The sequence below is a fragment of the Pseudomonas sp. LBUM1673 genome (assembly GCF_059695645.1).
In genome coordinates, this window is the sequence record NZ_CP166780.1 from 4,532,296 (window position 1) to 4,546,638 (window position 14,343).

The 14,343-nt window shown below is 59.2% G+C and carries 14 protein-coding genes; 2 read left to right on the forward strand and 12 right to left on the reverse strand.

The window, feature by feature from the left end:
• The first annotated feature begins 206 nt into the window (after nucleotides 1-206).
• Nucleotides 207-1,178: a magnesium and cobalt transport protein CorA gene (locus ACA044_RS20890; protein ID WP_497443074.1), complete on the forward strand. Its 972-nt coding sequence runs from the start codon at nucleotides 207-209 to the stop codon at nucleotides 1,176-1,178.
• 92 nt (nucleotides 1,179-1,270) lie between these two features.
• On the opposite strand, the gene ACA044_RS20895 is transcribed toward ACA044_RS20890, so the two are convergent.
• The 3 genes from ACA044_RS20895 to ACA044_RS20905 all read right to left on the reverse strand — a co-directional run bounded on the left by ACA044_RS20895 (nucleotide 1,271) and on the right by ACA044_RS20905 (nucleotide 5,474).
• Complete coding sequence (locus tag ACA044_RS20895) at nucleotides 1,271-2,005, reverse strand: amidotransferase (RefSeq protein WP_497443075.1); 735 nt, start codon at nucleotides 2,003-2,005, stop codon at nucleotides 1,271-1,273.
• 95 nt (nucleotides 2,006-2,100) lie between these two features.
• Complete coding sequence (locus ACA044_RS20900) at nucleotides 2,101-4,245, reverse strand: 3-hydroxyacyl-CoA dehydrogenase NAD-binding domain-containing protein (RefSeq protein ID WP_497443076.1); 2,145 nt, start codon at nucleotides 4,243-4,245, stop codon at nucleotides 2,101-2,103.
• 23 nt (nucleotides 4,246-4,268) lie between these two features.
• The gene (locus ACA044_RS20905; RefSeq protein ID WP_497443077.1) at nucleotides 4,269-5,474 is read right to left on the reverse strand and encodes an acetyl-CoA C-acetyltransferase; all 1,206 of its coding nucleotides are present in this window, start codon (nucleotides 5,472-5,474) and stop codon (nucleotides 4,269-4,271) included.
• A 590-nt stretch (nucleotides 5,475-6,064) separates the two neighbouring features.
• Between ACA044_RS20905 and ACA044_RS20910 the strand changes: the two genes are divergently transcribed.
• On the forward strand, nucleotides 6,065-6,892 hold the full coding sequence (locus ACA044_RS20910) for a c-type cytochrome (protein WP_497447276.1): 828 nt from the start codon (nucleotides 6,065-6,067) through the stop codon (nucleotides 6,890-6,892).
• Between the two features lie 154 nt (nucleotides 6,893-7,046).
• Here ACA044_RS20910 and ACA044_RS20915 read toward each other — a convergent pair whose 3' ends face one another.
• From ACA044_RS20915 to ACA044_RS20955, 9 genes are all read right to left on the reverse strand, one after another.
• Nucleotides 7,047-7,856 (reverse strand): transglutaminase family protein, encoded by an 810-nt coding sequence (locus tag ACA044_RS20915; RefSeq protein WP_497443078.1) that lies wholly within the window; start codon nucleotides 7,854-7,856, stop codon nucleotides 7,047-7,049.
• Nucleotides 7,853-8,803 (reverse strand): alpha-E domain-containing protein, encoded by a 951-nt coding sequence (locus ACA044_RS20920; RefSeq protein WP_497443079.1) that lies wholly within the window; start codon nucleotides 8,801-8,803, stop codon nucleotides 7,853-7,855. The genes ACA044_RS20915 and ACA044_RS20920 overlap by 4 nt, the downstream gene beginning before the upstream one ends.
• A gap of 12 nt (nucleotides 8,804-8,815) precedes the next feature.
• Nucleotides 8,816-10,225: a circularly permuted type 2 ATP-grasp protein gene (locus tag ACA044_RS20925; protein WP_497443080.1), complete on the reverse strand. Its 1,410-nt coding sequence runs from the start codon at nucleotides 10,223-10,225 to the stop codon at nucleotides 8,816-8,818.
• 396 nt (nucleotides 10,226-10,621) lie between these two features.
• A complete protein-coding gene (locus ACA044_RS20930; protein WP_007902188.1) occupies nucleotides 10,622-10,963 on the reverse strand; it encodes a ribonuclease E inhibitor RraB in 342 nt (113 codons plus the stop codon).
• Nucleotides 10,964-11,178: 215 nt separating this feature from the next.
• Nucleotides 11,179-11,412 (reverse strand): hypothetical protein, encoded by a 234-nt coding sequence (locus ACA044_RS20935; RefSeq protein WP_497443081.1) that lies wholly within the window; start codon nucleotides 11,410-11,412, stop codon nucleotides 11,179-11,181.
• A 191-nt stretch (nucleotides 11,413-11,603) separates the two neighbouring features.
• The gene (gene speE, locus ACA044_RS20940) at nucleotides 11,604-12,479 is read right to left on the reverse strand and encodes a polyamine aminopropyltransferase (RefSeq protein WP_497443082.1); all 876 of its coding nucleotides are present in this window, start codon (nucleotides 12,477-12,479) and stop codon (nucleotides 11,604-11,606) included.
• 263 nt (nucleotides 12,480-12,742) lie between these two features.
• On the reverse strand, nucleotides 12,743-12,934 hold the full coding sequence (locus ACA044_RS20945) for a PLDc N-terminal domain-containing protein (protein ID WP_038979785.1): 192 nt from the start codon (nucleotides 12,932-12,934) through the stop codon (nucleotides 12,743-12,745).
• Between the two features lie 83 nt (nucleotides 12,935-13,017).
• Nucleotides 13,018-13,548, reverse strand: coding sequence for a hypothetical protein (locus tag ACA044_RS20950; RefSeq protein ID WP_497443083.1), 531 nt, complete (start codon nucleotides 13,546-13,548; stop codon nucleotides 13,018-13,020).
• A gap of 239 nt (nucleotides 13,549-13,787) precedes the next feature.
• A complete protein-coding gene (locus ACA044_RS20955) occupies nucleotides 13,788-14,306 on the reverse strand; it encodes an ankyrin repeat domain-containing protein (protein WP_497443084.1) in 519 nt (172 codons plus the stop codon).
• Nucleotides 14,307-14,343: the final 37 nt, after the last annotated feature.

Sequence of the window (14,343 nt, forward strand, 5' to 3'; positions counted from 1 at the left end):
TTGATGTCGCCTGACACACCGCTTTCGCGAGCAAGCCCGCTCCCACAGGTTCCGCGTGCATTACCCGCCCCGTGCGGGTTTTCTTTTGCCTGCGAACTCTACATATTTTGCTGACTCTCAAGCACTAGACAAGGTTAAGCTGAGCCCTGCCTGGCGCTGCCAGTCTTCACCAATAGAAAACGGCTAATAAGAAGTGAATCACCATCATGGGTAGAGTCGTTGCTGCTGCGGTTTACAGCGCCGGTAAGAAAGTCACCAATATTACCCTCGACGAAGGCGCTGCCTGGGCTGCCAAGCCTGGCCACTTTGTGTGGATCGGCCTCGAAGAGCCGAACGCCCAGGAGCTGTTCAACCTGCAACGCCAGTTCAACCTGCACGAACTGGCCATCGAAGACGCCCTGGAAAAGCACAGTCGACCGAAGCTGGAAACCTTCGGCGATGCACTGTTTATCGTCACGTATTCGCCGATCCGCAATGAAGGCAAACTGCAGTTCATCGAGACTCATATCTTCGCCGGCAAGGGTTACATCATTACCGCACGCAATGGTCATTCGGCGTCCTACGCCCATGTCCGACAGCGTTGTGAGGCGCGACCGCTGTTGCTGGAGCATGGGGAAGATTTCGTACTTTATGCCATCCTCGACTTCGTGATTGAAAACTACCAGCCGATGGGCGAAGCGATCCATGCCGAGATCGATGAGCTGGAAAACAACGTGATGTGCAGTTCCCTGAACGAGCGCGACATCCAGAAACTCCACAGTCTGCGCCGCGATGTGTTGCGCTTGCGCCGGTTTGCGGCGCCGATGGTGGAGATCGGTGAGGAATTGCAGAACCTGAGCTTTCCATTTATCGACAAAAACATGCGCCCGTATTTCCGCGATGTGCAGATTCATGTCACGCGGCAGATGGAAGACCTGACGACCCTGGCAGACATCGCCAGCCAGACCATCGAGATCGGGGTGTTGCTGGAGGCGTCACGGCAGAGTGTGGTGCAGCGCAAGTTTGCGGCGTGGGCAGCGATTCTGGCGTTCCCGACGGCGGTGGCGGGGATTTACGGGATGAACTTCGAGGACATGCCAGAGTTGACCTGGCATTACGGGTATTTCGCGGTGCTGGGGTTTATCACCGTTGGGTGCGTGAGTTTGTGGGCGAGTTTCAAGAAGTCGGGGTGGTTGTAGTCACGATCGAGGCGTCTGCGAAATTCGCGGGCAAGCCTCGCTCCTACAGGGTTTCGTTGAACCTGTAGGAGCGAGGCTTGCCCGCGAAGCTTTTAAGGCTTAACCGACTCAGCCTGAGGCTTGTGCGCCACAAACCGCATCATCCACTCCGCGACGGTCGCGCCATGGTGTGGATGTTCCAGGCTTGCCACGCCCTTCTGATAAACCTCTTCGCCCAGATGCTGCTGACGAATATCCAGCAGTGTCCGTGAGTAATCGTGAATGAACTCCGGATGCCCCTGGAAGCACAGCACTTGATCGTTGATGTGGTACGCGGCGAACGGGCAGAAATCGCTCGAGGCAATGACCGTGGCGTTTTCCGGCAGCACGGTGACCTGATCCTGGTGACTGATCAGTAGCGTCAACTCTTCCCTCACCGGGCTCATCCAAGGTGCCTTGGCCGCGAGCTTGTAGTTGTGGATGCCGACGCCCCAGCCCTGGGTCGCCCGCTCGGTCTTGCCGCCCAACAGCAACGCCAGCAGTTGATGGCCGAAGCACACGCCCAGCAGTTTGTCGCCGCGCTCGTAGCGGTTCAGCAGGTACGTCTTGAGAGTTTGAATCCAGGGGTCGGTGCCGAAGGAGTCGGCCTTGCTGCCGGTGACCAGATACGCATCGAAGGTCAGGTCATCGCTGGGATAATCGCCCTGCATCACGTTGTAAACGGTGAACTCGGCAGCGATGGGTTGCTGCGAAAACAGACGCTGGAACATCTGCCCGTAACCCTGATATTGATCGACCAGCTCCGGACGCAGGATGTCGGTTTCCAGAATGCAGATGCGTAACGACATAAAAAATACCTGACACATGATGGGAATAATGCACACCCCAGAGCCTGCCTTGAAACATGGTGGCAAGGCAAGCCCCCGCATGCGTCATCGGTCCCTTAGAACAACGCGTCTTTGGCGGCTTTCTCCAGCAGCAGCGCGGGCGGCGTGAAGCGATCACCATACTGCTTGGCCAGGTACTGGGCGCGGGCGACGAAGTCTTTCACGCCGTACTGATTGATGAATTGCAGCGCACCGCCGGTCCAGGCCGCGAAGCCAATGCCGAAGATCGAGCCGACGTTGGCATCCGCCGTCGAAGTCAGCACGCCCTCCTCCATACAACGCACGGTTTCGATGGCTTGCACAAACAGCAGTCGATCACGCACATCCTGCGGCGAAATCTGCCCGTCAGCTTTCTCGAAGCGGGTTTTCAGCTCTGGCCACAAATGCTTCTGCCCTGCGCCCGGGTAATCGTAGAAGCCACCTCCAGCGGCCTTGCCCGGACGCTTGTATTCCTTGAGCAGCAAGTCAATCACGGCGAACGCCGGGTGCTCAATCAGCGCTTTCCCTTCCGCTCGCAGGTCTTTGGCGGTTTGCTCGCGGATATGGCTCATGAGGCTGAGGGAAACTTCGTCGGAGATCGCCAGAGGCCCGACGGGCATGCCGGCCTTGCGTGCTTCGGTCTCGATCATCGGCGCGCTCACGCCTTCGCCAAGCATGGCGATGCCTTCGTTGGTGAAGGTGCCAAATACTCGGGAGGTAAAGAAGCCGCGACTGTCGTTGACCACGATCGGGTTTTTTTTGATTTGCAGGACGAAATCGAAACCGCGAGCCAGGGTTTCGTCGCTGGTATGGGTACCTTTGATGATTTCCACCAGTGGCATTTTTTCCACGGGACTGAAGAAATGCAGGCCGATGAATTTCGTCTGGTCCGGCACGGCAGTGGCCAGGCCACTGATCGGTAAGGTCGAGGTGTTGGAGGCGATAACCGCGTCCGGGCCGACGACTGTTTGCGCGGCCGATGAGACTCTGGCTTTCAGTTCGCGATCTTCAAACACCGCTTCAATGATCAAATCGCAACCCGCCAGATCCACATCGTTTTCGGTGGCATGGATTCGCGCCAACATCGCCTCGCGCTGCTCCCGAGTTAACTGACCACGCGCAACCTTCTTGTCCAGCAACGCCGCCGAGTGGGCTTTGCCCTTCTCTGCCGCGGCGAGGTTGATGTCTTTGAGCACCACGTCGATGCCGGCCGAGGCGCTGACCAATGCGATACCCGCGCCCATCATCCCGGCACCGAGCACGCCGACTTTCTTCGTCACGTAAGGTGCTATGCCTTGGGGCCGCGAGCCGCCGGCATTGATCTCATTGAGCTGGAACCAGAACGTGCCAATGAGGTTTTTCGCCACTTGGCCGGTGGTCAGCTCGGTGAAGTAGCGGGTCTCGATCAGGTGCGCCGTGTCGAAATCCACCTGGGCGCCTTCTACCGCAGCGCAGAGGATTTTCTCCGGCGCGGGCAGGCATCCCTGGGTTTTGCTGCGCAAGATTGATGGCATGATGGCCAGCATTTGCATGACTTTCGGATCCGACGGCGTGCCGCCAGGGATCTGATAACCCTTCACATCCCAGCGCTGCACAGCGACCGGGTGAGCGACAATCCACGCCCGCGCCTTGGCCATCAGTTCATCGCGATCGGCTGCCAACTCGTCGATCAACCGCGCCTGTAACGCCTGTTGCGGCCGGATTTTCTTGCCTTCAAGCAGATACGGTAGGGCTTTTTCAATGCCCAGCATGCGGACCATGCGCACCACTCCGCCGCCGCCCGGCAACAGGCCGAGGGTGACTTCCGGCAGGCCAAGCAGCACCGATGGATTGTCCAGCGCTACACGGTGATGACAGGCCAGGCAGATTTCCCAACCACCGCCGAGCGCCGCGCCATTGATCGCGGCGACCACCGGTTTGCCGAGGGTTTCCAGAGTACGCAGTTGGCCCTTGAGGGTCAGCACCATGTCGTAAAAAGCTTTGGCTTGTGGTTTGCCGACCTTGATCAGTTCATTGAGGTCGCCGCCGGCGAAGAAGGTCTTCTTGGCCGAGGTGATGATCACACCGGCAATGGCGTCCTTGTCGGCGACCAGTCGGGTGACGCAGGTGGCCATGGCGTCGCGGTAGACCGCGTTCATGGTGTTGGCACTCTGGCCCGGCATGTCGATGGTCAGGACGACAATCTGGTCCTGACCTTTTTCGTAACGGATGGCTTCGGTCATGGCATTTTCCTTGAAGTCAGGGCTCAGAGGCGTTCGATGATGGTGGCAATGCCCATGCCGCCGCCGACACACAATGTCGCCAGGCCATAGCGCAGGCGCCGGGCTTCAAGCTCATCGAGCAGCGTGCCGAGAATCGCGCAGCCGGTGGCGCCAAGCGGGTGGCCCATGGCGATGGAGCCGCCGTTGACGTTGACCTTGTCGGGGTCGATGGCCATGTCCTTGATGAACTTGAGCACGACCGAGGCGAACGCTTCGTTGACTTCGAACAGGTCGATGTCTTCGACCCGCAGCCCGGCCTTGGCCAGCGCCTTGCGGGTGGCCGGCGCCGGGCCGGTGAGCATGATGGTCGGGTCGGTGCTGGTGACCGCCGTGGCGACGATTCGCGCCCGTGGCTGCAAGCCCAGCGCCCGGCCACAAGCTTCGGAGCCGATCAGCATCAACGCCGCGCCATCGACGATTCCAGAACTGTTGCCCGGTGTGTGAACGTGGTTGATCCGCTCAACCTGGCTGTAAACCCGCAACGCCGTGGCGTCGAAGCCCATTTGCCCGATCATTTCGAAACTCGGCTTGAGCTTGCCCAGGCCTTCCATTGTCGATTCGGCGCGAATGAACTCATCGTGATCGAGCAGGATGATGCCGTTCTGGTCCTGCACCGGCACCAGCGACTTGTTGAATGAGCCGTTCGCCCGCGCCCGCGCCGCCTTCTGCTGGGAGTGCAACGCGAAGGCATCGACGTCCTGACGGCTGAAGCCTTCAATCGTGGCAATCAGGTCGGCACCCACGCCCTGAGGCGTGAAGTGGTTATGCAAATTGGTTTCCGGGTCCAGCGCCCAGGCCCCGCCATCGCTGCCCATGGGCACGCGGGACATCGACTCGACGCCACCGACCACCACCAGGTCTTCGAAGCCGGAACGCACTTTCATCGCACCGAGGTTCACCGCTTCCAGACCCGACGCGCAGAAGCGATTGAGCTGCATGCCAGCCACGCTGACGTCCCAGTCGGCCACCTGTGTGGCGGTCTTGGCGATGTCGGAGCCCTGATCGCCGATGGGCGTCACGCAGCCGAGTACCACATCATCGACCTGACTGGTGTCTAGGGACATGCGCCGCTGCAGCGCCGTCAGCAGTCCGGCCACCAGGTTCACGGGTTTGACGCTGTGCAAGGCGCCATTGGCCTTGCCTTTGCCACGGGGCGTGCGTAATGCATCGAATATCAAAGCTTGGGTCATGACGTCCTCGAACCTGATGGTGCGATCTTATGATCTTTATGCCCTCACCTTATGCCCGACAGCCGGGGATTCAATGACCACAGTGCTCATTGGCGTTGACGGTCACGCTCAGACGAACGGTAGTCAGCTATCGGATATACCGATTCATGTCACCAAGCTGTCTAGCCAACGGGCGCCCAAGCAGCTGGCCATAAGCCTCATGCCTTTTTAAAAGCGATAAGTGCTCAGCACATACGAAATGGATCTAAGCCAATCGTGACGCGGGCCCTAAGGTAAACCTTGTACGAAGTTGTCGTCGGGTTTTGCCGAGGCACTCGTCCTACAAGGAAGTGCAGCGCTTTGCCGTCATGGAGATAGGCAGGCAGGCATCAGGAAATAACAAAAAAGGCGGTCAAGCCATGTTCAAGCATTCGAAAGTACGTCAAGCCGGGCTCATTCTATTCGCCACTACGCTGTTGTTGATTTTGCCGAACCTGACCAAGGTGATTGGCTGATCGTGCATCAGGGTTTTCATTTCGCCTGATAAAAATGTGATTGGCTCACTACCCGGGCCGGCGTGGCTGTGCCAACCTTTGCGGCACTTCCACGACATGGACGGCGATCATTTGAAAGCGCTCATTCTGTTTGGAGCCTTGCTACTCAGCACGCCTCTGTCTGCCGCACAGTTGATTCTTGCGCTGGGCGAGCCTCCTCGCACCTGGCAGACCGAAGAATTGCTCAAGCATCCTCAGGTTCAGACCATCACGATCACTAACGACGTTTCCTATAAACGGGACATGAGCTATCGCGCCGTGCCGTTGACGGCGTTGTTGACGGGCATCAAGCCTGACGATCATCTGCAAGCCGTTGCCCTGGACGGTTTTGCCGCCGAACTGGCTGCCGCGCCGTTGCTCAATACCCAAGGGGCGCGAGCCTGGCTGGCGATTGAAGACCCGGCCAAGCCGTGGCCGCCGCTGTCAGAGGGCAAACACAGTGCAGGGCCGTTCTATCTGGTCTGGACCGATCCGCAGGCAGGCAACATAAGCCCCGAACAATGGCCGTTCGAAGTGGCCAGCATCAAGCGCATGGCCCCAGTGGCCGAGCGCTTCCCTGCCCTGCTGCCCGATCCGGCGCTGAAGACGGACGATCCGGTGAACAAGGGCTTTGCGCTGTTTCAGAAGAACTGCCTGGCGTGCCATCGATTGAACGGTGCGGGGGATGCGCAGTTCGGGCCGGACCTGAATATTCCGTTCAACCCCACCGAGTACTTCGGCGCGGATTTCCTCAAGCGCTACATTCGAGATCCGCAGAGCTTGCGCCAATGGCCACAGGCGAAGATGCCTGCATTCTCGACGGCGGTGTTGCCGGAGGGGGATCTGGAGTTGTTGGTGGGGTATTTGAAACATATGGCGGGACGGAAGGTGTCTTCGGCCAAGTAAATAACCCACCTGTGGCGAGGGAGCTTGCTCCCGCTGGGGCGCGAAGCGGCCCTCAAATCAGGCGACGCGATCCGTCAGGCAAATCGCATTCGCCGGGTTTGCGACTGCTGCGCAGCCGAGCGGGAGCAAGCTCCCTCGCCACAATGAATCGCTGCTACTGCTGTTGCACCGAAATCACCGGCGCCGGCGTCGGCGAGACAAACACCTTCGCATGCATCTGTTCGCACCCGCCGCCACGGCGCATGCCGCGCACCGGGCAGGCGTCCAGGTAATCCAGGCCCACGGCCAGTTTCAGATGACGCTCAGGGCGGGCCAGTTCGTTGGTCACGTCGAAGCTGTACCAGGCGTCATCCAGCCAGGCTTCAGCCCAGGCGTGACTGGCCAAGTGTTCGCAATCCTCGCTGTACAAATACCCCGACACATAGCGCGACGGAACCCCAAGGCTGCGGGCACAGGCGAGAAACGCATGGGTGTGGTCCTGGCAGACCCCGGAACGCCCGGCAAAAGCTTGCGCCGCACTGGTGTCCACTTCGGTGGAACCCGGCGTGTAGGTCATGTGCTGGTTCAGGCCATGCATCAAATCGATCAGCGCCGTGCGATCCCGGCGCTGTTTGCACTGTTTCTCGGCAAACGCGCGCAGGGCTTCGTCGGCGTCGGTCAGGCGCGTGAAGCGCAGGAACGGCAGCGCCGACTGGCTCTCATGCTCGGCTTCGCGCAGTTCGTCGATGTCCACCTGGCCACGGGCACCGATGATGATTGCCTCGTGGGGTTCGTCCAGGGTCAGCACATGCAGAATGTTGCCGAACGGGTCGAGTTGCGCGCGCACCGGGCGCGGCAGGTCGAGCTGCCAGCTGAGCACATGCTGGCGCTCGCTGTCGTGGGGTGTCAGTCGCAGGTACTGGATGCTCGCCCGCACCTGATCTTCGTAGTGATAGGTGGTCTCGTGGCTAATGGAAAGTCTCATGCAGCCTCCAGGTAGGAACTGTGAATGGCGTTGCCCAACTGGCGCACCAGCGGGATGAACTCGTTCAGCCAGGCGTGCAGGCCTTCGTCGAGGATTTCGTTGATACCGGTGTAGCGCAGGCGCGCGTCCATTTCCGCGGCCAGGCGTTGCGCAGGACGGCCGTTGGCCCCCGGCAATTGGGCAAGGATCTGGTCGATTTCTTCGGTGCAGGCGCGCAGGGATCGCGGCACGTCGGCGCGCAACAGCAACAACTCCGCCACATGCCGGGCGCCGGGTGCATCGCGGTAGATCTCGGTGTAAGCCTCGAACGACGACAAGGCCCGCAGCAAGGCGCTCCACTGATAGTAGGCGTGAGCCGTGCCGTCGCTGACCGCTTCAGCCTGATCGCCAGCCATTTCGTAACGGGCGTCGAGTAGACGCAGCGTGTTGTCCGCCCTTTCGATAAAGGTGCCCAGACGAATGAAGCGGAACGCATCATTACGCATGATGGTGCCGTAGGACGCGCCGCGGAACAGGTGAGAACGTTCCTTGATCCACTCACAGAAACGGCTCATGCCGTAGCGGCTCAAGCCCTGTTCGGCGATTCCGCGAATTTCCAGCCAGGTGGCATTGATGTTTTCCCACATGTCGGCAGTGATTCGCCCACGCACCGCATGGGCGCTGGCCCGCGCGGCACCGAGGCAGCTGTAGATACTCGCCGGGTTGGCCGCATCCAGGGCGAAGAAATGCAGCAGCCGTTCGGCATGAAGATCGCCGTGGCGCTCCAGGTAATCGTCCAGGGTGCCGGTGATCAGCAGCGGCATGGCGAGTTCGTGCAAGCCGTCGCCACGACCGTCCTGAGGCATCAGTGACAGCGAATAACTGATGTCGAGCATCCGTGCGAGGTTTTCCGCCCGCTCCAGGTAACGCGACATCCAATACAAATCCGAGGCAGTTCTACTTAACATGGCAGGCTTCCTTCAATCCTCGACCACCCAGGTGTCCTTGGTTCCGCCGCCCTGGGAGGAGTTCACCACCAGGGAGCCTTCGCGCAAGGCGACACGGGTCAAACCGCCGGGCACAACCCGGGTTTCGCGGCCAGACAATACAAACGGACGCAGGTCGATATGGCGTGGAGCGATGCCGTTTTCGACAAAGGTCGGACAGGTCGACAAAGACAACGTCGGTTGCGCGATGTACGCGTGGGGCTTGGCTTTGATCCGCTCGCGGAAAGATTCGATTTCCGCTGCCGTCGCCGCCGGCCCCACCAGCATTCCGTAGCCACCTGAGCCCTGGGTTTCCTTGACCACCAGCTCTGGGAGGTTGGCCAGTACGTGGGACAGTTCAGAGGGATTACGACACTGCCACGTAGGCACGTTCTTCAGAATCGGCTCTTCATCCAGGTAGAAACGAATCATGTCCGTGACGAAGGGATACACCGACTTGTCGTCCGCGACCCCGGTGCCGATGGCATTCGCCAGCACCACGTTGCCGGAGCGGTAGGACGACAGCAGCCCTGGAACGCCGAGCATCGAGTCCGGGTTGAACGCCAGTGGATCGAGGAAGGCATCGTCGAGGCGACGGTAGATCACGTCGACAGCTTTCGGCCCGTCGGTGGTGCGCATGAACACTTTGTCATCGCGCACGAACAGGTCCGCGCCTTCCACCAGTTCAACGCCCATTTCCCGAGCCAGGAACGCATGCTCGAAAAACGCACTGTTGAAACGACCCGGCGTCAGCACCACCACGCTAGGGTTGTCGATCGGGCTGGAGCTTTTCAGGGTGTCGAGCAACAGGTTCGGATAGTGGTCGATCGGTGCGATGCGCTGGGTCGAGAACAACTCGGGGAACAGGCGCATCATCATCTTGCGGTCTTCGAGCATGTAGCTCACGCCGCTGGGTGTACGAAGATTGTCTTCAAGCACGTAGTACGTGCCGTCGCCATCGCGCACCAGGTCGACGCCGGAAATGTGCGAATAGATATCGCGGTGCAGATCCAGCCCTTGCATCGCCAACTGATATTGCTCATTGGCCAGCACTTGCTCGGCCGGGATGATGCCGGCCTTGATGATGCGCTGCTCGTGATAGAGGTCGGCAAGGAACATGTTCAATGCCTTGACCCGCTGAATGCAGCCGCGCTCGACGACCCGCCATTCACTGGCGGGGATACTGCGGGGAATGGTGTCGAAGGGAATCAGGCGCTCTGTCCCCTGCTCATCACCGTAGAGCGTGAACGTAATCCCGGCACGATGAAATAACAGATCGGCCTCGCGTCGCCGTTGTGCCAAAAGCTCGTCAGGCGTTTCGGCCAGCCAACGGGCAAACTCCCGATAATGCGGGCGGACCTGGCCGCCGGCATCGTACATCTCATCAAAATAGGTGCGGATCATGCCGTACTCCTTGTCACCCGGTCATCTAGGCTTCGCAAGGCCCGTGCCATCGGCATAAACGCTTTGATATCAATCAGTTGGATAATCGCCCCAAACGCGCCGCACCAATACTGTGCAGCAAATGCCCCAACCTGATCGCCCCCGCTTCATTGCGAAGCAATGCTGTCGCCTATCACCAGCATAGTCAGAGTTGATTTCACTGCCCGGGGGCCGATGCGGATAATCCGCACATTCGCTGCAAAACTTATCGCTCTTCCCTTTTCGCCACCTGTTCAGGTGGTTTTTTTTGTCCGTTCGAAATGTCGTGAAATGTTGACTTCGATTGGCCCAACCCTCGAAACGAAAACGGCCAACCCGAAGGTCAGCCGTTGCTGAGTGTTGTCTCTGTTCATAAGGTTATGCGAGTAGCCCTCGTACCTCCTGCTTGACGCCCCATCCTTCGATGATGCCGCCCAAAGGCTCGACCACCGCCTCGAAGTCCTGCTCAAAGTCGCCGATACCGTCGTAGGTGGCGTACATCACTTTGCTCAGCTCCAGATGCCATGCGCCGTCGTCGCGCACGCTGATCTGGGCATTCAAGGATTCACCACAGAAATGACCTGCCGCCCTGCGTGCCCGCTCCTCGTCCGGGAAAATGGCGTAGAACTCGATGGGATGGAACCGTGAAAAGTCGAAACCGCCTTCTTTCATGCGGCGCAGCACGCTGCTGCTGATGTCTTCTTGATAGGCTGTGCTCATGAAACGTCCCCCTCAGACTGATGGATAGACTTTCCGTATTCCCTGCACTTTCAACCGATTGGTGAGAGCGATACGGCAACAGAGGTTGCCGACGGGAAACAAGCATGTAGCTGACAAGACCAGACCTTAGCGAGTCATTCGCTGATCTCGCTTGCAGAGTAGCCCCAAGACAGAGCCGCTGCCAAGGCCTGGTTGTGAATGTGACAAGAGGTGTATCAGACCGGGGTAATACCGAGGATTTCAATGCTGTACTGGGATTTCAGACTTTTGACCGTCGGATCATCGGTGCGACCCTCCAGATCATTGAGGTCAAGTTCGGCAGCGACCGGCAGCCGCCGGGCGCGAATGAGTTTGGCGGCTTGCTCGCTGTCCGGGCATTCCTCGCACTCGAAGAGTTCGTCTGCTGTTTCACCGTGATCATCCACGAAAGTGATTTTCCACTTTTGCATCGGTGTCTCCTCGATCAAACCCGCAAATGGGCTTACAACCATCTGGACTTTTGCCCTGACTGATCGTTCAAACGGATTACCGCATGCTGGCATGAAAAAAACACAGGTACCTGTAGGAGCGAACGCGGTGTATCAGTTGACATGTGTATTGACTGATATACCGCGTTCGCTACAGGGGTTATGCGTTCATTTTAGTCGTTGCTGGGTTTGTTCACCGCTTGCAGCACGTATTGCGGCAAGGCGAAAGCACCGATGTGGATTTCCGGGTTGTAGTAGCGGGTGATGATGCCGCTGCCAACGAACCGTTGTTGCAGGGTTTCGCGGGACAACTTGCGATAGGCGGTATTGGTGGCGCCCCAGGCGAAGGTCATCGCGCCGCCAATGTAGGTCGGCACGGCCGCCTGATAGAAGTGCCAGTCCGGAAACAGGCTGCGCAGACGGCCGGCGGTGGTTTTGACTTCTTCGATTTGCATGAACGGGGTGCCGTTCTGGGTCACCAGAATACCGCCTTCGTTCAGGCAGCGACGGCAAGCCTGGTAGAAGTTTTCGGAGAACAGCACTTCGCCCGGGCCGATCGGGTCGGTGGAGTCGGAAATGATCACGTCAAACTTTTCGGTGGTGGTGGCGACGAAACGCATGCCGTCGTCGATCACCAGGTTCAGGCGTGGGTCATCGAACGCACCCTTGGAGTGGTTCGGCAGGAATTCCTTGCACATATCGACCACGGTGCCGTCGATCTCGACCATGGTGATGTGCTCGACACTGCGGTGCTTGGCCACTTCACGCAGCATGCCGCCGTCGCCGCCGCCGATGATCAGCACGCGCTTGGCGGTGCCATGAGCGAGGATCGGCACGTGGGTGAGCATTTCGTGGTAGATGAATTCGTCGGCTTCGGTGGTCTGGATCACGCCGTCCAGCGCCATCACCCGGCCCATGCGCGGGTTTTCGAAGATCACCAGGTGCTGGTGTTCGGTGCGCACTTCGTGCAGCAGTTTTTCCATGCCAAAACGCTGGCCATAGCCTTCGTAGAGGGTTTCCAGGTACTCGCTGGTTGGGGTATTGCTCATGGGAAGTGCTCCGATGAATGCGGGTGGCAACGGACGGTTACCCGCCCATGATGGCCAATCGATCGCCTCGATTGACCGGGAAAGGCGCGCATTCTACGTCGCGGAACATGACAGGTCGAACCTCACTTGATGAACCGACACAATGCCCTGTGGGAGCGGGCTTGCCCGCGATAGGATCACCGCGGTGTAGCTGACAGACCGCAGGGCCTGCATCGCGGGCAAGCCACGCTCCCACAGGTTCGGTGTTGCTTTCGGGAAACCGGTCAGATCCGCACGTCGCCTCGCGGTCCGGCGATGGCCCAGATGATCAGGCCCAGCACCGGCAGCAGGAGGATCAACAGCACCCAGATGATTTTCATCCCGGTTTCGGCGCCACTTTTAAGCACGTTGATGATGGCCCAGATATCCAGGGCAAGAATAATCAGACCGACCAGGCTGTTGAACGTGGAACCCATGGTGACGCTCCCGAAAAGTGGTATGCACTCTTAGGATAGACGGGCGTGACGAGGGTTCCGTTTTATTACCGTCGTAGACGGTTTCAGACGTGGATCGCCACTTTCAAGGCTTCCAGGGATGGCGCAGCGGCGATGCCGACTTCAGCGCATAACTCAAGAACCCGTGGCACGTCGTTACCGTAGACCAACACCACTTGCAGTTCGTCGTCGAGCAACTGGCTGAAGTTCATCAGCACGTAACCGCCGTTCTCTTTGTTCATGCTGCTCATCTGCACTTGAATGCGGTTGAGCGCGGTGAGCGCTTCAGTCTTGGCCAGTTGCTTGGGCTTGATGTTGAACTCAACGCCGGGGCCGAACGAGGCGACAATCTGCGTAAACAGGTCCACGTAGGTGTCAGCCTGGAACAGCACGGTTTCCGGCAGGCTGCCGACGACCATCCACTCACCCAGCGGGATCGGAAACGTATCGTCGTAGTTGATGTCCGGATTGGCCGTCAGAAAAGCCTCGGGATCGGCGTAGGCCTGAGCCGCTTCGTCAGCGACTTTCAGGATTTCGTCCTCGCCCATGCACCCGGAGCTGATTTTGCTGATGAGTTCGACGAGTGCGGCTTTCATGAGGTGGATCCTGTAGCGAGGGAATTATGAGGGCGCGAAGGATAGCGCATTCGAAAACGGATTGCGGGACCTGGCATGAATCTGTGGCGAGGGAGCTTGCTCCCGCTGGGCTGCGAAGCAGCCCCAAAATCAGCCACCGCAGTCATTCAGATAGACCGCATTCGCCGGGTTTACGACTGCTTCGCAGCCGAGCGGGAGCAAGCTCCCTCGCCACAAAAGCCCCGCAGCCACATTGGGAATCAGCCGAGCAACTTCTCAAGCTGCGCGGTGGTATCCACCGCGCCCATGGTCTTGGCCGCATCCAGCGCGGATACACCACTGGCGTCCTTGGCTTTCGGATCGGCACCTTTGCTGATCAGGTAGTCAATGATTTCGACGCGGTTGAACATCGCCGCCATCATCAGCGCAGTGCGACCGTCGAAGGACGAACCTTCCACTTGCGCGCCCCCCTCCACCAACGCCTTGACCACCGCCAGATCACCCTTGAACGCCGCGCCGGCAATCGGGCTCTGGCCGTTGTCGTTGCGGATTTCGGGGTCGGCCTTGTGCTCGAGCAGGACTTTTACCGTGTCGACATGGCCGTGGTAGGCGGCGAGCATCAGCAAGGTGTCGCCCTTGTGGTTGCGCAGGTTCGGCGGCAGGCCCTTGGTCAGTAGCGCAGCCATCATGGCCGCATCGCCCTCGCGCGCTTTGTTGAACACCTGTTCGGCAAATTCAGCAGCCTCTTCGGGGGTCATCTGGCGGCTTTTGTCTGACATTGGGGACTCCACAGTCGGTCAATCGGAAAGCGGATAG